At 67.8% G+C, this 22,327-nt stretch carries 21 protein-coding genes and 1 pseudogene; 2 read left to right on the top strand and 20 right to left on the bottom strand.

Features of this window, described 5'->3' with window-relative positions; all coding sequences use genetic code 11:
• The 7 genes from yajC to C6V83_RS10125 all read right to left on the bottom strand — a co-directional run bounded on the left by yajC (position 1) and on the right by C6V83_RS10125 (position 5,104).
• The gene (gene yajC, locus C6V83_RS10155; protein WP_105942294.1) at positions 1 to 441 is read right to left on the bottom strand and encodes a preprotein translocase subunit YajC; all 441 of its coding nucleotides are present in this window, start codon (positions 439 to 441) and stop codon (positions 1 to 3) included.
• 58 nt (positions 442 to 499) lie between these two features.
• Positions 500 to 1,588: a Holliday junction branch migration DNA helicase RuvB gene (gene ruvB, locus C6V83_RS10150; RefSeq protein WP_105942293.1), complete on the bottom strand. Its 1,089-nt coding sequence runs from the start codon at positions 1,586 to 1,588 to the stop codon at positions 500 to 502.
• Entirely contained in the window at positions 1,585 to 2,181 is a 597-nt protein-coding gene (gene ruvA / locus C6V83_RS10145) for a Holliday junction branch migration protein RuvA (protein ID WP_105942292.1), read from the bottom strand. Before ruvA ends, ruvB begins: the two co-directional genes overlap by 4 nt.
• Positions 2,178 to 2,771, bottom strand: a complete 594-nt coding sequence (gene ruvC / locus C6V83_RS10140) for a crossover junction endodeoxyribonuclease RuvC (protein ID WP_105942291.1) — start codon at positions 2,769 to 2,771, stop codon at positions 2,178 to 2,180. Before ruvC ends, ruvA begins: the two co-directional genes overlap by 4 nt.
• A gap of 109 nt (positions 2,772 to 2,880) precedes the next feature.
• Positions 2,881 to 3,636 carry a YebC/PmpR family DNA-binding transcriptional regulator gene (locus C6V83_RS10135; RefSeq protein WP_105942290.1) on the bottom strand — a complete coding sequence of 252 codons (756 nt, stop codon included), beginning with the start codon at positions 3,634 to 3,636 and terminating at the stop codon, positions 2,881 to 2,883.
• On the bottom strand, positions 3,633 to 4,253 hold the full coding sequence (gene pdxT, locus C6V83_RS10130; RefSeq protein WP_105942289.1) for a pyridoxal 5'-phosphate synthase glutaminase subunit PdxT: 621 nt from the start codon (positions 4,251 to 4,253) through the stop codon (positions 3,633 to 3,635). The genes C6V83_RS10135 and pdxT overlap by 4 nt, the downstream gene beginning before the upstream one ends.
• Positions 4,250 to 5,104, bottom strand: a complete 855-nt coding sequence (locus C6V83_RS10125; RefSeq protein ID WP_105942288.1) for an acyl-CoA thioesterase — start codon at positions 5,102 to 5,104, stop codon at positions 4,250 to 4,252. The genes pdxT and C6V83_RS10125 overlap by 4 nt, the downstream gene beginning before the upstream one ends.
• A 55-nt stretch (positions 5,105 to 5,159) precedes the next feature.
• Between C6V83_RS10125 and C6V83_RS10120 the strand changes: the two genes are divergently transcribed.
• Complete coding sequence (locus C6V83_RS10120; protein ID WP_105942287.1) at positions 5,160 to 7,136, top strand: acyl-CoA dehydrogenase family protein; 1,977 nt, start codon at positions 5,160 to 5,162, stop codon at positions 7,134 to 7,136.
• A 48-nt stretch (positions 7,137 to 7,184) separates the two neighbouring features.
• On the opposite strand, the gene C6V83_RS10115 is transcribed toward C6V83_RS10120, so the two are convergent.
• The 4 genes from C6V83_RS10115 to C6V83_RS10100 all read right to left on the bottom strand — a co-directional run bounded on the left by C6V83_RS10115 (position 7,185) and on the right by C6V83_RS10100 (position 10,286).
• A complete protein-coding gene (locus C6V83_RS10115; RefSeq protein WP_234353673.1) occupies positions 7,185 to 7,412 on the bottom strand; it encodes a helix-turn-helix domain-containing protein in 228 nt (75 codons plus the stop codon).
• A 59-nt stretch (positions 7,413 to 7,471) separates the two neighbouring features.
• Positions 7,472 to 8,092, bottom strand: a complete 621-nt coding sequence (locus tag C6V83_RS10110; protein ID WP_010596700.1) for a recombinase family protein — start codon at positions 8,090 to 8,092, stop codon at positions 7,472 to 7,474.
• A gap of 117 nt (positions 8,093 to 8,209) precedes the next feature.
• Complete coding sequence (locus C6V83_RS10105; protein WP_105942286.1) at positions 8,210 to 8,719, bottom strand: universal stress protein; 510 nt, start codon at positions 8,717 to 8,719, stop codon at positions 8,210 to 8,212.
• Between the two features lie 25 nt (positions 8,720 to 8,744).
• Complete coding sequence (locus tag C6V83_RS10100) at positions 8,745 to 10,286, bottom strand: MFS transporter (RefSeq protein WP_064257765.1); 1,542 nt, start codon at positions 10,284 to 10,286, stop codon at positions 8,745 to 8,747.
• Between the two features lie 187 nt (positions 10,287 to 10,473).
• Here C6V83_RS10100 and C6V83_RS10095 point away from each other — a divergent pair, with 187 nt between their 5' ends.
• Entirely contained in the window at positions 10,474 to 11,160 is a 687-nt protein-coding gene (locus tag C6V83_RS10095; protein WP_008382024.1) for a TetR/AcrR family transcriptional regulator, read from the top strand.
• Positions 11,161 to 11,207: 47 nt separating this feature from the next.
• Here C6V83_RS10095 and C6V83_RS10090 read toward each other — a convergent pair whose 3' ends face one another.
• The 9 genes and pseudogenes from C6V83_RS10090 to C6V83_RS10050 all read right to left on the bottom strand — a co-directional run bounded on the left by C6V83_RS10090 (position 11,208) and on the right by C6V83_RS10050 (position 22,325).
• On the bottom strand, positions 11,208 to 11,849 hold the full coding sequence (locus C6V83_RS10090; RefSeq protein WP_234353672.1) for an integrase core domain-containing protein: 642 nt from the start codon (positions 11,847 to 11,849) through the stop codon (positions 11,208 to 11,210).
• Positions 11,850 to 12,299: 450 nt separating this feature from the next.
• A pseudogene (locus C6V83_RS10085) lies at positions 12,300 to 13,933 on the bottom strand (long-chain fatty acid--CoA ligase).
• 74 nt (positions 13,934 to 14,007) lie between these two features.
• Entirely contained in the window at positions 14,008 to 15,075 is a 1,068-nt protein-coding gene (locus C6V83_RS10080) for a BtrH N-terminal domain-containing protein (protein WP_003937320.1), read from the bottom strand.
• Positions 15,076 to 15,124: 49 nt separating this feature from the next.
• Entirely contained in the window at positions 15,125 to 15,961 is an 837-nt protein-coding gene (locus C6V83_RS10075) for an SDR family oxidoreductase (RefSeq protein ID WP_003937319.1), read from the bottom strand.
• A complete protein-coding gene (locus C6V83_RS10070; RefSeq protein ID WP_003937318.1) occupies positions 15,958 to 17,487 on the bottom strand; it encodes an aldehyde dehydrogenase family protein in 1,530 nt (509 codons plus the stop codon). Before C6V83_RS10070 ends, C6V83_RS10075 begins: the two co-directional genes overlap by 4 nt.
• A complete protein-coding gene (locus C6V83_RS10065) occupies positions 17,484 to 18,209 on the bottom strand; it encodes a transglutaminase-like domain-containing protein (RefSeq protein WP_003937317.1) in 726 nt (241 codons plus the stop codon). Before C6V83_RS10065 ends, C6V83_RS10070 begins: the two co-directional genes overlap by 4 nt.
• Positions 18,206 to 19,666, bottom strand: coding sequence for a cytochrome P450 (locus tag C6V83_RS10060; RefSeq protein ID WP_003937316.1), 1,461 nt, complete (start codon positions 19,664 to 19,666; stop codon positions 18,206 to 18,208). Before C6V83_RS10060 ends, C6V83_RS10065 begins: the two co-directional genes overlap by 4 nt.
• A 71-nt stretch (positions 19,667 to 19,737) precedes the next feature.
• Positions 19,738 to 20,940 (bottom strand): NAD(P)/FAD-dependent oxidoreductase, encoded by a 1,203-nt coding sequence (locus C6V83_RS10055; protein ID WP_003937315.1) that lies wholly within the window; start codon positions 20,938 to 20,940, stop codon positions 19,738 to 19,740.
• On the bottom strand, positions 20,937 to 22,325 hold the full coding sequence (locus C6V83_RS10050; protein ID WP_003937314.1) for a cytochrome P450: 1,389 nt from the start codon (positions 22,323 to 22,325) through the stop codon (positions 20,937 to 20,939). Before C6V83_RS10050 ends, C6V83_RS10055 begins: the two co-directional genes overlap by 4 nt.
• Positions 22,326 to 22,327 lie beyond the last annotated feature (2 nt).

Below are 22,327 nucleotides of genomic sequence, written 5' to 3'. Positions count from 1 at the left end.
CTACTTGTCCTTCGTATCGGTGTCGGCAGGAGCGATCTCCGGCGCGTCGTCGGCGACCTTCTCCCCAGCTGCGTTCTCCGGGGCCGCCTTCTCGGCGGCCGCGTCGCGCGCGGCATCCTCTTCGGTGTAGTCGGGGACGCGGAACGCATCCTCGTCCTCGGTCTCGACGGCCGGGGCGTCGGCGCCCTCGGTGATCACGTCGCGGATCGCGAGACGATTCCACGTGGTCACGACACCCGGAGCGATCTCGACCTCGACGGTCTCGCCCTCGTCTCCCACGATGGTGCCGAAGAGTCCCGAGGTCAGCTGGACGCGGGCGCCCGGAACGGCCTGCGCCTGAAGCTGTTGCTGTGCCTGCTGCCGCTTCTTGTTGTTGCGGAAACTGAGGAACATGAAGCCGACGAGCAGCGCCAGCATGAGCGGGAGAAAGAGTCCATCCATGCGCTCCATAGTGCCAGGACCGCCCCCATCGGACCGTGTCCGGGTCGCCGGAATCGTCTCAGGGCAGGTCGTCGTCGAACAGGCTCGGGCCCGGCTCCTCCCGTGCGCGCACGCCCAGGGTGTGGTGCACCGCACCGGCGGGCGGCGGCAGCCCGAGGTGGTGCCACGCGGCGGCGGTGGCCACCCGGCCGCGGGGCGTCCGCGCGATCATCCCGGCCCGCACCAGGAACGGTTCGCAGACCTCCTCGACGGTCGCCGGCTCCTCGCCGACCGCCACGGCCAGGGTGGAGACCCCTACCGGCCCCCCGCCGAACCCCCGGACCAGCGCGCCGAGCACCGCCCGGTCGAGGCGGTCGAGGCCGAGCTCGTCGACGTCGTACACCGCCAGCGCGGCGCGGGCGCTGGCGGTGTCCACCCGCCCGTCTCCACGTACCTCGGCATAGTCCCGGACGCGGCGCAACAGCCGGTTGGCGATGCGCGGGGTGCCGCGCGAGCGCCCGGCCACCTCGGCCGCCGCGTCCGGATCCAGGGCGATGCCGAGGATCGAGGCCGATCGGCGCAACACCCGGACCAGGTCGCCGGTCTCGTAGAACTCCATGTGCGCGGTGAAGCCGAATCGGTCGCGCAGCGGCCCGGTGAGCGCCCCCGAGCGAGTCGTGGCGCCGACGAGGGTGAACGGTGCGACGTCGAGCGGTATCGAGGTGGCCCCCGGCCCCTTGCCCACGACGACGTCGACCCGGAAGTCCTCCATCGCCAGATACAGCATCTCCTCGGCCGGCCGGGCGATGCGGTGGATCTCGTCGATGAAGAGCACGTCGCCCTCCACCAGGTTCGACAGCATGGCAGCGAGGTCCCCGGCCCGCTCGAGAGCGGGACCCGAGGTGATCCTTATCGCCGCCCCCATCTCGGCGGCGATGATCATCGCGAGCGAGGTCTTGCCGAGGCCCGGCGGACCCGACAAGAGGATGTGGTCCGGTGTGCGCCCGCGGTTCCGGGCGGCGTGCAACACCAGCTCGAGCTGCTCGCGCACCTTCGCCTGGCCGATGAAGTCGGCGAGCGTCCGGGGCCGCAGGCTCGCGTCGAGCTCGGAGTCCCCGGGCACCGTCGCCGGCGCCAGCAGTTCCTCGTCGGGGTACTCGCCGGTCATCGCCGCGGTCCGAGAGCCGACAGGGCCGCACGGAGCGCCGTCTGCGAGTCCGCCTCCGGCTGGGCGGCGAGCACCTCGGTGACCGCCTTCTGGGCGGCGGCATCGGCGAAACCGAGGCCCACGAGCGCTTCGGCGACCTGCGCACCGATACCGGCGGCGGTTCCCGGCAGCGCGGCGCCCGGCTCGCCGGCCGGCGCCCCGACCTTGTCCCGGAGTTCGACGACGAGCCGCTCGGCCACCCGCTTACCGATGCCCGGGACCGAGGTCAGCGCCTTAGTGTCCGAGTCGGCCAGGGCGCGGCGAAGCCGGTCCGGTTCCAGCACCGCCAGGGTCGCCATCGCCAGCCGCGGCCCGACGCCGGTCACCGTCTGCAACACCCCGAAGAGTTCGCGCGCGTCCGGATCGATGAACCCGTAGAGAGTCATCGAGTCCTCGCGGACGATCATCGCCGTCATCAGCCGGGTGCGTTCGCCTCGACGCAGAGTCGCCAGGGTCGGGGGCGTCGCCAGCACCCGGTATCCCACGCCCGCGCATTCGACCACCACGTGATCGAGTGCGATGTCGATGACCTCGCCGGAGACCGAGGCGATCACTGGCCCACCACCTTCTCGTGTCGTCGTGCCTGCTCCCGCCGCGCTGCCTCGAGACGCCGGCGATGCGCCTCCTGCGCGAGGCGGGCCTTCGCGGCCGCGGCTTCCATCCGTTCGTTGACCGGACCGCGCCAGCAGTGGCAGATGGCCAGCGCCAGCGCGTCGGCGGCATCCGCGGGCTTGGGGGCCTGCTGCATGCCCAGGATTCGGGTGACCATCATCGTGACCTGAGCCTTGTCGGCGCGGCCGGAACCGGTGACGGCGGCCTTCACCTCACTCGGAGTGTGGAAGCGGACCGGCACGTCGCGGTGGGCTGCGGCCAGGGCGATCACCCCCGCGGCCTGCGCGGTCCCCATCGCGGTGCTGACCTGGCGCTGCGCGAACACCCGCTCCACGGCGACGACGTCCGGGGCGTGCGTGTCCATCCAGTGCTGGGCGGCGGCGTAGATCGCGCTCAGCCGGTCTGGCAACTCCATCGAGGCGGGCGTGCGGACGACGTCGACGTCGAGCGCGGTGACCGTGCGACCGGACCCGGACTCGACCAGGGCGATGCCGCACCGGGTCAATCCCGGGTCCACTCCCATGACACGCACCGCGCTGCCCCTTCCGACACGTCGCATCCCGACCGCTGCGAACAGTTGTTCGAGATTCTAACGCACCGGTCAGACATCCGATCGCCCGACACGCGGCGCGCGCGGCAGGCTAGTCGTCCTCGAGTTCGGCGAGGACCTCGTCGCTGATGTCGACGTTGCTGTAGACGTTCTGGACGTCGTCGGAGTCTTCGAGCGCGTCGATCAGCTTCATCACCTTGCGAGCGCCGTCCGCGTCGACGGCCACCTCGACCGAGGCGCGGAAGTCGGGCTCGGCCGAGTCGTAGTCGATGCCGGCCTCCTGCAGCGCGGTGCGCACCGCGACCAGGTCACCGGGTTCGGACACCACCTCGAACGCCTCCCCGAGGTCGTTCACCTCCTCGGCGCCGGCATCGAGCACGGCCAGGAGCACGTCGTCCTCGGTCTGCTCGCCCTTGGGCAGAGTCACCACGCCCTTGCGGGTGAAGAGATAGCTCACCGAACCGGGATCGGCCATGTTCCCGCCGTTGCGGGTCATCGCGGTGCGCACCTCCGTGGCGGCGCGGTTGCGATTGTCGGTGAGACACTCGATCAGCAGGGCCACCCCGCTCGGACCGTAGCCCTCGTAGGTGATGTTCTGCCAGTCGGCGCCGCCGGCCTCTTCGCCGCCGCCGCGCTTGCGGGCGCGCTCGATGTTGTCGTTGGGCACCGACGACTTCTTCGCTTTCTGAATGGCGTCGAAGAGTGTCGGATTGCCCGCCGGATCACCGCCGCCCGTGCGCGCGGCGACCTCGATGTTCTTGATGAGCTTGGCGAACATCTTGCCGCGCTTGGCATCGATGGCGGCCTTCTTGTGCTTGGTGGTAGCCCATTTGGAGTGTCCACTCATGAGGCTCTCCCTTCCTTGACCATGTCGACGAAGTACTGATGGACCCGCAGGTCGCCGGTGACCTCGGGATGAAACGACGTGGCCAGCACGCCGTTCTGCCGCACAGCGACGATACGCCCCGCCGCCGGCCCGGCGGGCACGGTGGCCAGGATCGTCGTGTCGGGACCGGCCTCCTCCACCCACGGCGCGCGGATGAAGACCGCACGCAGCGGGTCTGCACCGGGTTCGTCCGTGATGCCCGCGAAATCCAGATCGGTCTCGAAGGACTCGACCTGGCGGCCGAAGGCGTTGCGCCGCACGGTGACGTCGAGCGCATCCAGGTGCCGGGCGTCGGCCCGCGTGTCCAGAATCCGCGATGCGAGCAGAATCATGCCTGCGCACGAGCCGTATGCCGGCAACCCGTCCCGGAGCGCCTGGCGCAGCGGGTCGTCCAGCTCGAACACACCGAGGAGCTTGCTCATCGTCGTCGACTCTCCGCCGGGGATCACCAGACCGTCGACGGCGTGCAGTTCGCTCTCCCGCCGCACCGGAACGGCCCGCACCCCGCAGGCCGTCAGCGCGTCGACGTGCTCGCGCACGTCGCCCTGCAGGGCGAGGACGCCGACCACCGCGGTCACGAATCGGCTTTCATGATCGAGACCTGGTCGGCGGGCACGTTGGTGCGGGTGAGACCTTCCTGGGTCACCGCGGCCACCATCCGCCCGGCGCGGTCGAAGATCCGTCCCTGCGTCAGCGAGCGCCCGCCGCTCGACGACGGTGAGGTCTGGTCGTAGAGCAGCCAGTCATCGGTGCGGAACGGCCGCAGGAACCACATGGCGTGGTCGAGCGACGCGGTCTGCGCCTGCGCGCCCGGGTGCGGAACCTTGGCCGAGCCCAGCAGCGTCATGTCGCTCATGTAGGCGAGGGTGCACACGTGCAGCAGCTGGTCGTCGGGCAGTGCGTGGCGGTAGCGGAACCACACGCGCTGCTGTGCGGCCAGGCCGCCGGCCAGCACCAGCTGATCACGGGGCACGATGCGGATGTCGAAGTTCTCCCACTCCTGGAACAGCGAGCGCTCGGCGTCGGATCCGACGTCGCGGCGATCCAGCAGCGTCTCCGGGTCGACGGCCGGCGGCACGGCGTCCTGGTGTTCGAGGCCCTCGTCCCCGGTGACGTGAAACGACGCCGACATCGAGAAGATCGCTTCCCCGTTCTGGACGCCGGTGACCCGGCGCGTCACGAACGAGCGCCCATCACGGATCCGGTCCACCAGGAAGATCGCCGGTTGGTCGGCCTTCCCGGGCCGCAGGAAGTACCCGTGCAGCGAATGCACCGCGAACTCCGGTGCGACCGTCTTGGTCGCGGCGACCAGCGCTTGTCCGGCGACCTGACCGCCGAAGGTCCGGCGCAGCACACTCGGGAACACTCCCCCGCGATAGATGTCGTCGTCGATCCGTTCGATCGTCAGGATGTCTTCGATACTCGGCACCCGCCGATTATCGCACCCCGCGACCGCCGGCCCCGGCCCCGGTACGTTGGACGCCATGACCCGAGACGACGATCTCTCCTCCGATCTGCCCCTGTCTTCCGATCTGCGCGCGGTGCTCGACGGCCGGTGGGCGGCCAGCCGGGACGTGGTGCGCCGGTACATCGAGGAAGCCGGCCTGGTGCCCCTGTCCGGTGTGCCCCTGCCCGACTACCGCGCACGGATGCTCGACCTGATGAAGCAGATGGTGCCCCTCGGCTTCCCGGCGCAGGGCTTCGCTTCGCCCGACGGTCCTTCCGATCCGGGTGCGGCCGTCACCGCGATCGAGACCCTCGGATATGGGGACCTCTCGCTGATGGTCAAGGCCGGCGTCCAGTGGGGCCTGTTCGGGGGCGCGATCGAGAACCTCGGCACGCAGTCGCACCATGAGCGCTTCCGCCAGGGGCTGATCGATCTGGACGTCCTCGGCTGCTTCGCGATGACCGAGACCGGTCACGGGTCCAACGTGCAGGCGCTGGAGACCACGGCCACCTACCTGCCCGACACGCAAGAGTTCGAGATTCACTCCCCGACTCCGTCGTCGCGCAAGGACTACATCGGCGGCGCCGCCGAACACGCGCAGTACGGCGCGGTCTTCGCGCAGCTGATCACCGGCGGCCCCGGCGAGACGCCGCACAGCCGCGGCGTGCACTGCTTCGTGGTCCCCCTCCGCGACGAGAACGGCGACGATCTGCCGGGCGTCACCACCTCGGACTGCGGCTACAAGGGCGGACTGCCGGGCGTGGACAACGGCCGGATCATGTTCGACCGCGTCCGGGTCCCGCGCTCGGCGCTGCTCAACCGGTATGCCGACGTCGCCGACGACGGTACGTACTCCAGCCCGATCGAGTCGGACAACCGCCGCTTCTTCACCATGCTCGGCACCCTGATCCGGGGGCGCGTCACCGTCGGCGCCTCCGGTGGCGCGGCCGGACGCCTCGCCCTGACCCTGGCCGTCGAGTACGCCCTGAAGCGCCGTCAGTTCAGCGGCCCCGGAGACGAGGGCAGCGAGCTGCTGCTGCTGGACTACCGGGCCCACCAGCGCCGGCTGCTCCCGCTGGTCGCCCGGGCGTATGCCTTCGCGATCGCCCAGAACGAGGTGACCGAGCAACTGCACGAGATCCAGGTGCTCGACCCCGACGACGTCGACCCGCGGGAGCTCCGGCGCCTGGAGGCCAAGGCCGCCGGTATCAAGGCCGGCCACACCACCCTGGCGTCGCGCGCCGCGATCGAGGCCCGGACCGCATGCGGCGGCGCCGGCTACATGGCGGAGAACCGCCTGCCGCTGATCCGCGACGACCTGGACGTCTTCACGACCTTCGAGGGCGACAACCTGGTGATGACCCAGCTCGCCGCCAAACAGCTGCTCACCGACTACGCCGACGAGGTCGACGGCCTCGACGCCGGCGGCTGGGTCCGCTTCGTCGCCGGGATGGCCCGCGACGTGGCAGCCGAGAAGACCGGCATCCGGCAGTTGGTGCAGACCATGCTGGACGCCTCCGACGAGACTCCGGACGACAGCGACCTGACCGACGCCGACACGCAGCTCGCCCTGTTCCAGGGGCGCGAGGACCATCTGGTGCGCACCGCCGCCGCCCGCATGCGGCGTGCCGGCGACGACGACACCGATGCCTTCGAGGTCTTCACCGCCACCCAGGACCACCTGATCAAGGCGGGCGAGGCGCACATCGAGCGAATCGTCCTGGAGGCCTTCCAGGCCGCAATCGACCGGCTCGACGAGGGCTCAGCGGTGCGCGAGACGCTCCAGACGGTGCGCGACCTGTTCGTCTACTCCGCGCTGGAAGCCGATCTGGGCTGGTTCCTGATGCACCGCTATGTCTCGGTGGAGCGGGCCAAGGCGATCCGCCGCGGCGTCAACGAGCTGTGCGAACGGCTCCGTCCGATCGCCGGCGATCTGGTGGAGGCCTTCGGCATCCCCGAGGTGGCACGGAACGTTCCGATGCTGACCAGCCTTGCCGCGACAGTCCCATCGTGACGTCCGGCCCCGCCGGCCCGGGCGGTTTCCGAGCTTGTCGCCGGGGTGTCACAAGGGCGGTTCGGCATCCGGAGTCCAGCGCAGCAGGTCGCCGGGCTGACAGTCGAGGGCCTCGCACAGCGCCGCGAGGGTGCTGAAGCGGATCGCCTTCGCACGGCCGTTCTTCAACACCGCGAGGTTCGCCGGCGTGATGCCGACCCGGTCGGCGAGTTCGCCGACGGACAGTTTCCGTCGCGCCAGTTGGGGTTCCGGTAGTAATCGCGCGGAAAACAACACATATGGCTGGACCAGCGACGATGCCGTCGTGATCGGCTCGGGCGGTGCGCTGGTTTGCGTCAGATGCGGGGTGGGGCGGGGCTGCTGATGATGCGGTGGATGGTGGAGCGACCGACGCTGTATTCCTCGGCGAGGTCGGCCAGGCTGGCGTCGTCGCCGGGGTCGTGGTAGCGGCGGTGGATCGTTTTGCGTGCTGCGAGAGGCAGTTTCGGCTGTTTGCCCTTGAGGCGGCCCTTGGCGCGGGCCTTGGCCATGCCTTCACGGGTGCGCAGGTGGCCCAGGTTGGCCTCGAATTCGGCGACCATGGCCAGGGTTTGCAGGAAGAGTTTGCCGAACGGGTCGTTCCAGTCGTAGACGGAGCTGCCGAGCCCGAACAGGACATCGCGCTTGCGCAGGTCGGTGAGGATTTCTCCGGCTTCGGCCATGTTGCGGGCGAATCGGTCGAATTTCGTTGTGGTCAGCACGACCTGCCGCCCGCTGACGGCCGCCGCTGCCGAGGTCACTGCGGCGAGCGCGTTGTCGAGGCCCGTGCGGTTGCGGCGGGTGGTGCCGGAGAACCCGGTGTCGATGAAGATCCGGTCGCGTGGAACGCCGAGAGTGAGGAGTTGGTCGGTTTGGATCTCGACGTCTTGTTCATCGGTGGAGCAACGGCAGTATCCGACGCGGAACGGTTCACCCATACCCGGAATTGTTCCGGATAGCGGGGGTTGAGCGGGACGGTACGCGGAACACCTCTACGGAACACCTGCGAGCTGGGCGGCAGTCCGCGGATCGTGGTGTTCCGGTGGCCGATCGGCTTACGGGACAGTCGTCGAGTGCCGGTCTGCGGGGTTCGGTGGCAGGTGGGGTGGATTGTCGGGCGGGGCGTGGACGATGAGGATGTCGCAGTGGGCGTGGCGGGCGAGTTCGATGGGCAGGCTGGGTAGCCAGCGGGCCAGCAGCGGGTGGCGGTGGGGGTGGCCGGTGACGATGAGGTCGGTGCCGGTGGTGGCGGCCAGGTGCAGCAGGGCGTGCAGGGTGGGTGGGGCCAGGATGTGGGTGGTGATGTCGGTGGCGCCGTGGGCGGTGGCGTGGTGGCGGGCGGTGCGCAGGATCGTGTCGGTGGGGGTGGTGCCGCGGAGTTGGTAGGCGTCGGGTCCGAGCCGGTCGAGGTCGGGGCCGAGGGTGTGGGCGTCGATGTCGTGGCGGGCGCACAGGATGAGCAGGCGGGCGTGGCTGGCGCGGGCGAGTTCGGCGGCGTGGTCGATCACCCGGTAGGAGCGGTCGGAGCCGTCGGTGTCGACGAGGATGGTGTGGTAGGCCGTCATGACGACCTCCCTTTCACGGTGAGTATCAGCTGTGGGGGTCCTGCAGTGTGGATGCCGGTTCGCGCACCGTGGTCGTGGTCGTGGTCGTGGTCGTGGTGGGGGTGGGCCGGGGTGTGCGTCCGGGGGCGAGGATGGCCAGCGCGAGTGCTCCGGCCGCGGTGATGGCCGCCAGCGCGAGCGCGGCCTGGGTGCTGCCGTGTACGAACGCGGTCTTGGCGAATTCGGCCAGTGGCTGGGCGGCGGGTCCGGCGCGGTCGGCGACCTGCAGGGCGGCGGCGAGGGAGTCGGCGACCGGGCCGCGAGCGGGTTCGGGCAGCTGGGGCAGGGCGGGTTGGATGTGGTGGGTGTATCCGGCGGCGAGCACGCTGCCGGATACGGCGATTCCGATGGCCGCGCCGATCTCGCGGGCGGCGTCGTTGACGGCGGCGGCGACACCGTGTTTGGCCACGGGGGTGTCGGCGACGATGGCGTAGGTGGCCGGGGCGGTGCACAATCCCAGCCCGGCGCTCAGGATCAGCAACGGCCACAACAGGTCTGGGTAGTCGGCGGCCAGGGTCAACCGGCTCACCAGGAAGAGTCCGGTCGCGATGGCGAGCAGCCCGGTGACGGTCATCGCCCGCAGCCCGACCCGGCTCGACAGCCACGGCGCGATCACCGAGATCGCCACCAGCGGCACCGCCATCGGCACCAGGCCCAGCGCCGAACCGAGCGGCCCGTACCCGAGGATCAATTGCAGGTATTGCACCAGCAGCAGGAACACCCCGAAGGTGACCAGGAACTGGATGGTCACCGACAGTGACCCGGCCCCGAACCCCCGCCGGGCGAACAACCGCACATCCAGCAGCGGCGCGGCGACCCGCAACTCCATGATCACGAACACCACCGCCGCGGCGACACCGAGCGCGAGGGTGGGGGTCACGAGCGGGTCGAGCCAGCCGCGCGCGGGGATCTCGACGCAGGCGAACACGATCGCCGCGATCGCGATCGCCACCGCCACCGCGCCCACCCAGTCCACCGGCGGGTGTTCCCGCTCGCGGGATTCGGCGATGGTGCACGCCAGCGCGGCCAGCACCACCCCGGCCACGGTCAGTCCCACGAACACCGATTCCCACGACCACCGCGCCAGCAGCAGTCCCGAGCCGAGGATCCCGAGCACCGCACCGGACCCGGCGACCCCAGCCCACACCCCGACCGCGCGCCCGCGATGCGCTTCGGGCAGCCCCGCGGTCAGGATCGACAGGGTCGAGGGCATCACCAGTGCCGCGCCCGCGCCCGCCGCCGCGCGGGCCGCGATCAGCCACACCGGCCCCGACATGAGCAGCGGCAGCGCCGAGGCCACGGAGAACACCGCCAGGCCCGCGATCAGCACGACGCGGCGCCCGTAGCGGTCACCCACCGCGCCGGCGGGCAGGACCAGGCACGCCAGGATCAGGGTGTAGCCGTCGACGATCCAGGTCAGCTGCGATTGGGTCGCCCCGGTCGCGACCGCGATCAGCGGCAACGCCGAATACAGTGCAGCCATCGCCGCGACGACCAGCGCCACCGCCAGGCACGACACCGTCAGCATCCACCATTCGGCCCGCGCCAGCACACTGTGACCGTCAGTCGTTTCCGGTGCGTTCACCGGCACCTCCCACCCGACGAAACCATCGGTATCGCTTCGCTACCATGAGTATCACAGGCGAGAGTGGTTGCGATAGAGTCGAAATCGGACACATTCACCGCCGCCCGTTTCCTTGGAGGTCTTCCCGACCATGACCACCCGCGACCAGGCCGACACCCGCACCGGACCCGCCGCGCCCCACTCCGCCACCGGCGAGCAGGACGCGGATCTCGATCAGGCCGATCCGCGGTTGGCGCGCTCGCGGGCACGGTTGCTCGACGCGGCCACCCATCTGCTGGCCACCGGCGGTATCGACGCGGTCACCATCGACGCGGTCACCCGCACCTCGAAAGTCGCGCGCACCACCCTCTACCGGCACTTCGGCAGCAGCACCCACCTGCTCGCGGCCACCTTCGAACGCCTACTCCCACGCGTGGACACCCCACCCGACGACGGGCCCGTGCGCGAGCAGTTGATCGCGTTGCTCACCGCCCAAGCCGACCTGATCGAGAACGCTCCCCTCCAGCTGACCACCCTGTCCTGGCTGGCCATGGGATCCATTACCCCCGACCCCGGCGCACCCCCTGACTCGGGCGCGGTCACCTCCCTGCGCGCCCAGGTCATCCGCCGCTACCGCGAACCGTTCGACCACATCCTCACCAGCCCTGAGGCCCGCGCCCACCTCGGCGACCTCGACACCACCTTCGTCATCATCCAGCTGCTGGGCCCGATCGTCTTCGCTCGCCTCACCGGGCTGCACAGCATCGACCACCACGACTGCGCACGCCTGGTCGACGATTTCCTCACCGCCCACCACAACCACAACACCCGCAAGTAAAACCGACAAAAGCCCGCACGTACGGAGGTCGGGTCAACGGCTCTGGCTCAATTCGGGTGTGAGGGATACCAGAGCCGTTGATCGAACACTCCTGGACGAGGCCGCTGCTGCGTCGTCGTGTCCCGTGTCAAGTAGTTGGCAGGTTTTCGGTCTCGGGGAAAGTTGGGGATCCGAGGGCCGACCAGGCCAGGGTGGATCTGGATCGGCCGGTTCCAAGCGATGGCTTCGTGCGGCCGGACGGTGTTGTGCTCGACCCGGTAGGCGTCAGCGTGCTTCACCACGGCCAAGACGTCATCGATCTCCTCGAGGAACAGTCGCTCGTACTTCAGCGACCCGAAACCGCGTTCGCGCGAGCCGTTCTGGCCCGGCGACCTGACTCGGGTACCGACGTGGCGCAGTTCGGGGTGTGCGGTGACGAACGCCTCGAAGCGGAACGACCGGAACGGGCCGCCGTTGTAGGTCACGATCGTCGCCGCGGGCTCGAGACCACGGCCGGGCTCGCGTGGGCACGTTTCGGCCAGCGGGTGGTCGTACGACTGCTCGTAGTCGGCCAAAGCGCGCTCGATCGCGGTGATCGCGTTCGTGCTGGTTCGCCGTCGGCGACACATGCCAGGGATGCTCGTATTTGCTCCAGTAGTCCCGGCAATCCGCGATACGCCACGTCCCGCCAGCGGTGGTCTCGAACTCACTGAAGTCCAAACGCTACACCTGATTCGGGCCGGTGGGCTCGGCGGCGAACGCAGCCTTGCGGCTGGCGGCAGCAGACCCTCGTCTCGCAGGCACCGCAGCACGGTCGCCTGCGACACCGGGTGCCCGTCGCAACGGCACATCGCCCACACCTTGCGATGGTCGAACCGGACCGCCGCCAGCACTGCAGGTGGGAATTTTCGCAGGTACCAGCAGGAAGTATCCAGGGCCGCCAAGTGGCCGTGATCGCGCGGCAGTCGAGGTTTGGCCTGCGAGGTTCTCGGCTGACTCAGCGTGGGGTATGTCGCACCACCCGGTCTGCGTTCGCGGCGTGACTGAAGAGAGGCGTGACCACTAAGGCCGGGCAAGGTACTCGAAGTCGGACTGTCCGCCGCGGATCCTAACCCCACGATGTGAGCAGGGACCCGTGCTCGATGATCTAGAGAGGATTCCTAGATTTCGACGACGGCAAGCTCTCCTTCGGCATGCAGGGAGCGCAGGCGCTTCTTGTCGAACTTGCCGACCGAGGTCTTGGGCACCTCGGAGACGAAGCACCAACGCTCGGGCAGCCACCATTTGGCGACCTTGCCAACGAGGAAGTCACGCAGATGGGCAGGTGTGGGCTCGCGCCCGTCACGTACGACGATCACCGCGAGGGGACGTTCCTGCCACTTCTCGTCCGGCACCCCGATCACAGATGCCTCGAGCACATCGGGGTGTCCGGCGAGCAGCAGTTCGAGCTCGACCGAGGAGATCCACTCCCCGCCAGACTTGATCACGTCCTTTGTGCGGTCGGTCAGCGTGACGAAACTGCGTTCATCGATCCGACCGACGTCGCCGGTGCGCAACCAACCGTCCTGAAACTTCTCCCCGTCATCCTCTTCGCCGATGTACGAGCCGGTGATCCAAGGTCCGCGCACCTGCAGCTCGCCGACGGCTTCGCCGTCGTGCGGGAGCTCATTGCCCGCGTCGCCGACGATCCTCAATTCCACACCTGGAACCGGACGGCCTTGAGTGGCTCGCAGGCGCCACCGCTCCTGCGTGTCGAGCGATGCCGGCGGACGCGCGACGGTGGCCAGCGGCGAGGTCTCGGTCATTCCCCACGCCTGGACAACCTGTACGCCGTACTTCTCCTCGAAGATCTCCATCAGGTGAACGGGCACGGCGGAGCCACCGCAGGCAACCAGGCCGAGAGAGGAGATGTCGTAGCTGGGGTTGGCCTCCACGAAGTTCAGCACGTCGTTCCAGATCGTCGGGACCGCGCCTGCGACGGTTGGCTTCTGGGCATCGATGAGCCGTACCAGCGGCTCGGCCTGCAGGAACCGGTCAGGCATGAGAAGGTCGGCACCTGCCATGAGGGCGGCATAGACCAGTCCCCAGGCGTTGGCATGGAACATCGGCACAATAGCGAGGATCCGGTCATCGCAGCCGACTCGCAGTCCGTCGGCGGCGCAGGCCGCCATCGAATGCAGGTAGGTCGACCGGTGGCTGTAGGCGACGCCTTTGGGGGTCCCGGTGGTACCGGAGGTGTAACACATGGCGGCTGCTGACTGCTCATCGAGGTCAGGCCAGTCGAACGTCTCGGGCTGAGCGGAGATGAACTCCTCGTAACCCACGACTGTGAGCCCGTCACGGTGCAGCGGGGTGAGGTCCACCCCCCCCCGGTCACGACGACGGTGTGCACACTGGTGATGTGCGGCAGCACGGGGGCCAGCAGCGGGACCAGGCTTCCGTCGAGAATCACGACCCGGTCCTCGGCGTGGTTGCCTATGTAGACGAGTTGATCTGAGGCGAGGCGTAGATTGAGAGTGTGCAGTACCGCGCCCATCGAGGGCACCGCACAGTAGGCTTCCACATGTTCCTGGTTGTTCCACATAAAGGTTGCGACGCGCTCATCGCCTGTGATCCCGCAACCGCGCAACGCGTTGGCCAACTGGGCGGACCGCCGTCCGATCTCGGCGAACGAGGCGACCTTCACGCTCCCGTCGGGCTGCAAGGTCCGCACGGTTGCCGAGCCATGCACACTCGAGCCGTGGCGCAGAATCGCCGCAGTTGTCAACGGGACGTTCATCATCGTGCTCTGCATAGCATTCCTTGTTGAGAGAGTTGCCTTCGAACACAGCGATCCGGAGACCGAGCGTCCGGGGAAAAGTGGGGCTGTCAGCGATCTGCAGCCATAAGCGAGCTTGAAGCAGACTCCAGGGACTCGACCAGGTCCAACTCCAGCTCTGGCAGCCGGCTAGCCGCCAAAGACATCCCGGCCGCGCGCGCTCGCACATCAACGTCGCGCCGGATACCGGCACGTGCAGTCTCGGTCCATGCCTGCGCACAACGGCTGGCGGAGACGGCGAGTTGAGCGGTGGCGAAGTCGCCGGTCAGGCGTGCGACATCCGCGCAGCCATCGGCGAGCAATCGGCGGAACAGCCCGCCGCCGGTACCTGCCTTCTCGATAAAAGCGCTCAGGCTGAACAGGAGGATCTCGAGGTCGTCTATCGGAAGATCGGCCCAGGTCCGAACGTCGGCCGCCAGCTGTACGACCGCAGCTAGGCCCTCGGCCCCGGCCGCCGCTGTCGTGAGATCGACGATCCCGGGCTGCGACGGGCGGCGCATACTGGCCGCGGACTGGCGAAATGCCTCTGCCGCTACTTCCGCCACGTCTGGCAGCGCGTCCGGCCAGATGATGCGGTAGGTGCAGTGGCGCGTCGGTTCCGGGAAAGACTTCGAGGACCGCGCCCGAGCCAGCGCATCGAGCGGGACCTCCTGCACCTCGGCGCGGTCATTGTCCACGACAAAAGCGATCCCCTCGGCCTCGTCGTGACCGATCACGACGATATCGTGGCGACTCATCCGCAACTGGACCCGCAGGTACGGCAACTCACCGATGTCGCCCCACACCAGACTGGGTCTGCCTGCTTCGATCTCGTCGAGAACCCATGACCATCCCTCGCGAGGATCGTCGGTCGTGAGAACGTGGACCTGTCCGCCGAGTCGGCGGGGTAGATCGACTTCGAAGTCGGCACCTCGTCCCACCAGGTACAGCGGTGGGACGAGGTCGCTCGACCGGAGGTAGGATAGCCCCACCGCGCCACCGAGCGCGAACACCAGACCTTCGTCGGGCGGTCCATCCCACCCCAGACCATGCCAGTGCAGAAGATCGCGCATCGCGCCAGAGCCGCAATGCCCCGCCATCCGATGCGGGTAGTCCTTGATCAGGGTTCTGCGGGGCATAGGAGTTCCTCTTCGGTGGATCGGCGCACGACGGGGTTCGAAGACTGGATCAGTTGCTCCGGATTCTGTCCAGGTAGGCCTGGCGTATCCTCATGTCGACGTCGTCGAGGAACACCGAGTCCGTGCCCAGGGCCGATCCGAGCCAGGTAGCCAACCGACCGGGGACGAACTTCATCGCGGCGACCATGCCGCCGGCGAGGCGGGTGACACGCACGAAAGAACGCGGATTCTCGATCAGATCGGCTGTCGCTCGAGCGATCTCCTCGGGCTCGGCGTTGCGCAGTCCCTTGGCCCCAGCCGTCCCAGCGACGAGCTCGGTGTTGGTGAACGTAGGCCGGACCGTGGACAGCTGGACCCCGGACTTGCGGTATTCCTGTCGTGCTGCCTCAGTGAACCCGATGACCGCGAACTTGGTGCCGCAATAGGTCGCCAGACCGGGTACGGCGAGCTCACCGGCCAGTGATGCGGTGTTGATGATGTGCCCGGCACGCCGCGGCAGCATCCGTTGGAGGGCGAGTTTGGTCCCGAAGATGACTCCCAGGACGTTGATCTCGACCTGCCGCCGGGTCACCGCGTCGGCTTCCTCGTGGGCGTGCCCGGTGGGCATGATGCCCGCGTTGTTGATCAGCACGTCGAGGGGGCCGAGGCCCCCCTCGACCAGGTCGAGAAATTCGCGGAACGAGTCGGGATCGGTGACATCGAGGCGGGTGACGACCTTCACCCCGAGCTCGACGGCGGCCTCTTTGGCACGTGCCTCGTCGACGTCGCCGATGGCGACGCGGTGGCCTCGTCGGATCAGCTCCTTCGCGGTCTGGTAGCCGATGCCGCGGGCTCCGCCGGTGATCGCCACAGTCTTGGCGGCAGTGTGGGGGATGTGCGTCGTCACTTGCTGTTCTCCTTGTTCAGGCCGAGGCGTTGCCACAGGCCGCGGCCGGCTGCCGCGCGCAATACTCTTTCGGCGATGGCCGCACGCCGGGAGGTGTACGGGTACCACGTGAGTTCTCGTGCCGGGACAGGAATCCGCGGCTCGGTCACCGCCTGGACCCGGCAGTACTTGTGCAGCCCGTAGGCACCGCCGAGCCGCGCACCGATACCCGATGCCTTCCATCCACTGTGCGGCAGTGTGGTGGCGAAGAGGTTGCTGAAGACGTCGTTGATGTTGACCGCACCCGCGTCCAGGCGTTTCGCAATGCGCTGTGCCCGAGCGTGGTCGCGGGTCCACACCGTCGCAGACAGGCCGTACGCCGAGTCGTTGGCCAGACGGATGGCCTCGTCTTCATCCGCGACCAGCATCACCGGGATCGTGGGGCCGAAGGTCTCCTCGGTCATGCAAGCCATCGTGTGGTCGACACCGACCAGGACGGTCGGAGCGTAGTAGTTCCCGACCGCACTCCGGGTTCCGCCGGCCAGGACCCGCGCACCCGCCGCCACCGCCTGGCTGACGTGGCGATCGGCGATCTCGACCTGCCTCGCAGTGACCATCGCACCCACGTCGTCACCTGTCGCCGCACCCTGGGCCAGGGAGCGCACCCTCTGCGTCAGCCGGGCCACGAACTCGTCGTAGATCTCAGCTACCACGTATACCCGCTCGACGGAGATGCAGACCTGCCCTGCGTTGAACAGACCGCCCCACGCGATCCCCTCCACCGCACGAGCAAGGTCGGCGTCCTCCAGCACTATCGCCGGATCCTTACCGCCCAGCTCCAGGCTCACCGGCTTCAGGTGCTCGGCGCAGCGGATCGCGACCGCACGCCCGGTGGCTGTCGAGCCGGTGAACTGCACGAAGTCAGCGGCGTCCACCACCGACGCACCCGCTTCGCCGGCACCCACAACATGGGCCAAGACCGGAGGGGCGCCGATCTCGTGCCAGCCCTCGACGACCCGCGCACACGTCAGTGGCGTCTCCTCCGAGGACTTCGCCAGGACCGCGCATCCGGCAGCCAACGCGGGCGCTGCATCCATGAGGAAGAGGGTGATCGGGAAGTTCCAGGGCGTGATGAGCCCGACAACCGGATATGGGTGGTAGGTCTTGGACAGCCGCTTCGGCAGACTCAACAGACTCGAGGACCTGACCTGCTCGCCAGCGAGAAACCTCTCGGCGTTGTCAGCGTAGTAGGTGATGAATTCGCACGACGCGGTCGTCTCCACGAGGGCATCTGGGCGCACCTTGCCCGTTTCGGCTTGCAGCAGATCGGTGAGCTCGTCGGTGTGAGCCAGGATCCAGTCCCGCCAGCGATGCAACCATCTGGCGCGTTGCCGCGGGCCAGCCTCGACCCACCCGACCTGGGCGCAGCGGAGGTCAGCCGCGACACCGTTCACGGTCTCGCGATCATCCACAGGGACGGTTGCGATCAGCCGGCCATCGGCTGGGTTGCACACGTCCAAGGCGTCCGCTGCGGTCGCCGTGCTCATCGGTCCTCCAGGGGTGAGTGGAACCCACCGGAGATCCCGTCGGGCTGGGTGCGGCTGGTGGGTGTGTCGGTGAAAGCGTCAGCGATCACGTCAGCGCGCTTGAACATCAACGGTCCATAGGTATGCCGAAGCTCGGTCAGGATCGCGTTCAAAGGCAGATCGTCGAAGATGCCGCGCTCGCGGACGTACTCCATATGCTGGGCTCCGTCGGCGGTGAAGGCGTGCAGGAGTGCGTCGCGATCACCGTCGAAATCCACCGGCGGCACACCGAAACGCGCACACAACTCGGTGTTGAACGCAGGCGTCGCCTTCAACCACCGGCCGTCGATGTAGAGACGGCTGTAGCCGTGATAGACGAACAGGTCTGTGCCGCCCATGAGCGCTCGCAGCGCTTCGGTCTGCAGGTGATTGCGGACGTCAGCGAAACCCAGCAGCGCCGGAATCCCTGCCGCTCGGCACACCGCGGTCAAGAGCACCGCCTTCGGGACGCAATAGGCGCGCCCGGACTCGAGGACGAAGCTGGCTCGATAGTGGGCGGGATTGTCCGACACCGTGTAGGGGTCGTACCAGATCTGGTCACGGACGGCGGTGAAGAGGCGATTGGCCTTGTCCCGGTCGGTGCTCGCATCCCCAACCGCGGCGGCGGTGAATGCCCGGACGGACTCGTGCTCGATGTCGAGGAAGTCGGTCGCCCCCAAGAACGCCACCGGTGCCGGATTCATCTGCGCTCCAGGGTGATCGGCAACCCGTCGACAGGAATGGGGAGCGAGGTGTTGTCCCATCTCACTTCATACTGGTCGGGGACCGACCAGGTGTAAGTGCGCAGCATGTGGTGCAGGATCGCCTTGACCTCGAGGGTGCCGAAGTGCAGACCAATGCACTTGTGCACTCCTCCGCCGAAGGGGATCCACCCGAAACGGTGATTCTGGTCCTCATGGCGCGGCTCGCTGAAACGGTCGGGGTCGAAGGTGTCGGGCTCGGTCCAGCACGACTCGTCGAAGTGGTTCACCGCAGGAGCCACGGCCACCAGGGTGTCCGCCGGGATGTGGCGTCCGGCAATCTCCACGTTCTCGATCGTCTTGCGCATCACGATCGGCACGGGCGCCACGAGGCGCAGCGTCTCCTTGATCACCAGGTCGAGAGTCGCCATCGAGTCCAGGTCGTCGATGTCGGGGCGGCGTTCACCGAGTCGGTCGGACTCGGCCCGAGCCCGTTCCTGCCAGGCTGGGTGCTTGGCGAGGAAGTAGGCGGCAGCGGTGGTGGTGATGGTCGAGGTATCGTGGGCCGCCATCATCAAGAAGATCATGTGGTTGACGACGTCCTCATCAGTGAACGCCTCACCGTCGGCCGTGCGCGCATGGCACAGCCCCGCAAAGAGGTCGTCTCCCTGGGCACTTCGAGCCGTCGGCAGATGCCGGGTGAAGTAGTCCTCCAGGAGCGTGCGCCCATGGACTCCGGCGCGCCACCGAGTCCCCGGCAGCGGGAAACGGATGATCGAGCTGGCTGCGCGCACGGTGGCCACGAAGGCGTCGTTGATGGCGTCAGTGTCCTCGCTCCCTCCCCGACCTGCCATGAAGACCTCCGTTGCGACGTCGAGAGTCAGGGCCTTCAACAGTGGGTAGATGCGCGTGGACCGGCCCGCTGTCCACCTGCGGATGCTGGTCTCCAGCGTCGGGCCGAGCTGGTCGACGTAGCCGGCGAGCCGGTCGCGGGTGAACGCCTCCTGCATGATCCGCCGATGCATCCTGTGCTCGTCGAAGCTCATCAGCATCAGGCCCCGGTGAAAGAAAGCATCGATGAGATAGGTCCACCCGTCCTGGGAGAACGACTTCGCCTTGGTCGTCAGCGCCTCCTGTGTGGCATCCGCGCCCGCCACCATCACGATTCTCGTGCCGAAGGCGCCCATCCACCAGACCGGTCCGAAGCGTTGGTACCTGGCCCGGGTGAAGTTGGAGCCGAACCTGATGTAGTCCAGGGTGTGACCGAGCAGAGGCATGCCCGCGGTCCCTCGGACGGGCTCGAGCCCCGACCCCGCCGGGGGCGGGGCGAGCTCACGAACAGGCCACTGGTCGCTGACCCCTAGCAGGGTCGCGTCGGCCCGACTCGGCAATGGTGCCAGGAATACCGACGAGAGCCGCTCACGACCCTTCGCCAGCGGGAGCTGGATGATGTTCGTCACTGACGTTCCTTTCCGAAATGTGGGCCCGTACTCGCTGTTGTCGTACCATCGCCGCCAAGGGACCGATCACCTCAGACAGAGCCTGCGAGCACCAGTTCGGTCCGGCCAATGGGGAGTCGCTGCGTGATGACCCGCTTGCTGAACATGAAGTGACGGGGCCGGTTGATGCAGTCGGCGGCGATGAGCTCGCCCGCACGCAGGTAGAAGCAGGTGAAGTCGCGGTCCCGGGTCGGGTCGCCGCTGAGGACGACTTCGTCGTACCCGGTGTTGAGACCGGCGATCTGGAGCTTGAGATCGTATTGATCCGACCAGAACCATGGAAGCGCCGCGATCATCTTGGACTTGCCGCAGACGGTCGCGGCCGCCACCTTGGCCTGCTCACCCGCACTCGGCACGGACTCCAGGCGTATGCGACGGCCGTAACGGGCCATGTCATGGCTGGCGCAGTCCCCAGCCGCCACGATGTCGGGGTCGCTGGTCCGGGTCTGGTCGTCGATCACGACGCCGTTGTCGACGACCAGACCCGCGGCGGCGGCGAGCTCGGTGTTCGGCTCAACGCCGATACCGACAATGACGAGGTCGGTGGGAATTGATTCGCCACTGGACAGGAACACCTCGCGGACCCTGCCGTCACCTGATAGAGCTTCGACCAGCGCGCCCGTCCGGATGTTCACGCCCTCCTCCCGGTGGATCCGGTCGAAGAACGCCGATACAGCGGGGGCGGTGACCCGTTCGAGGACGCGCTCGGTCGCCTCGAGTACAGTGACCTCCAGACCGAGCGCACGCAATGAGGCGGCCGTCTCCAGTCCGATGTAGCCGCCGCCGATGATCACAGCCCGACACCCGGGGCTGGTGGCCTCTCGGATCATCTCGACGTCCGCAGCGGTGCGTAGGTAGTAGACGCCGACCAGGTCGGCCCCCGGGATGGAAAGCCGTCGAGGGCGGGCCCCAGTGCACAGCGCGAGCTTGTCGTAGGGCAGCGCGTCGCCGGTGCTCAACACGAGATGACCAGCCGAGCGGTCGATCGCCTCCACCTTCGCATTCAGGAGTTGGATCCCCTGCTCGGTGTAGAATTTGGCGCTGCGGATCGCGAGTTCGTCGAGCGTGCTCTTCCCCGCCAGGTAACCCTTCGACAGCGGCGGGCGTTGATAGGGCAGCGCCGACTCCTCGCCGATGAGGACGATCTCACCGGTCCACCCTTCCTGGCGCAGACTGGCCGCGAGTTGGGCCCCGGCATGGCCGGCCCCGACGATGAGGGCCCGCTGCGAGGTCATGCGCTGGATTTCGGGGTGAGGCGGACCATCATCTTGCTGATGCCCCTCACGAAATTGGACTGCACGTACTCTGGCTCGCCGACGACCTCGATATTGTCGAAACGGGGAAGCAACTCCTCCCACAGGATCCGCAGCTGGAGCTCGGCCAGCCGGTTGCCCATACAACGATGGACGCCGAAGCCGAAGGAGATGTGGTTGCGGGCGTTGGCCCGGTCGATGATGAACTCATCGGGCCGTTCGAACACGCGCTCGTCGCGGTTGCCCGAGGCGTACCACATCACTACTTTGTCGCCCTTGCGGATGAACTGCCCGTTCAGAATGGTGTCGGCCTTGGCGACCCGGCGCATATAAGCCAGCGGGGTTTGCCACCGGATGATCTCCGAGCCCATGTTGGGGATCAGGTCGGGGTTTGCCTTCAGCTTCTCGAACTGATCGGGGAAGCGGTTCAGCGCAAGAACACCGCCGCTCATCGAGTTGCGGGTCGTGTCGTTGCCTCCGACGATCAGCAGCACGAGGTTGCCCAAGAATTCCATCGGGCGGTCGATCAGGTCCTTGGTGTTCTCGTTGCTCTGCAACATGGTGATCAGATCGAAGCCGGGTTCCTCCCCGGCAGCCATCCGCGCTGCCTTGTCGTGCCAGAGAGCGCTGAGACCTCGCGCCATGTCGCGCATGCCGGGGAACACCTCGTCGTTGTCCGAGGGCCCGCCGTTGGCTTGCTCCAGCGACGTCGCGAGATCTGACCAGTAGACGAGCTTGCGACGCTGCTCGTACGGGAAGTCCAGAAGGGTGGCAAGCATCCGAGCGGTCAACTCGATCGAGACGTTCTGCACCCAGTCGAACGGCTGATCCACGGGCAGGTCGTCCAGCACCTCCTGCACACGCGATCGAATCAGCCCCTCCATCTCACGCAGGTTCTTCGGCGCAACAACGCCTTGGACAGCGGCCCGCTGCGCGTCGTGGCGTGGCGGATCCATCGCGATGAACATCGCGATATCAAGGAAACGAGGCGGGGCCCCGATGACAATGAACGGCTCGGCGGAGAAGAGCTCGTGGTTCTTGTCCACGGCCACGATGTCGGCATGCCGCGTGACAGACCAGAACGGACCGAACGCACTGTTGGGCTGGTAGTGGACCGGCGCCTCGTTGCGCAAGCGCTCGAAGTAGGACTGCCAGCGCCCCTGGCGATAGAGAAAAGGGTTGCTGAGGTCGATGTCGGCGAGCTCGACGTCCTCGACCGGCGGGATAGGACTCTCGACGAAGAGCTTCTCTCCGTTCGTCCCGGTCACCCATCGCCGGGTCTTGTCATACAGATGCGCGCCCTGGATCTGCAGATCCATCGGGATGGTCGACTGAACCTTGGCGGTGATTGCTTCAGGAATCTTCATCA

Origin of the sequence: Gordonia iterans, assembly GCF_002993285.1 — a bacterium.
Taxonomy (GTDB): Bacteria; Actinomycetota; Actinomycetes; order Mycobacteriales; family Mycobacteriaceae; genus Gordonia; species Gordonia iterans.
Note: the sequence above shows the minus strand (reverse complement) of the source record. Positions and strands in the feature narration are given on the sequence as shown.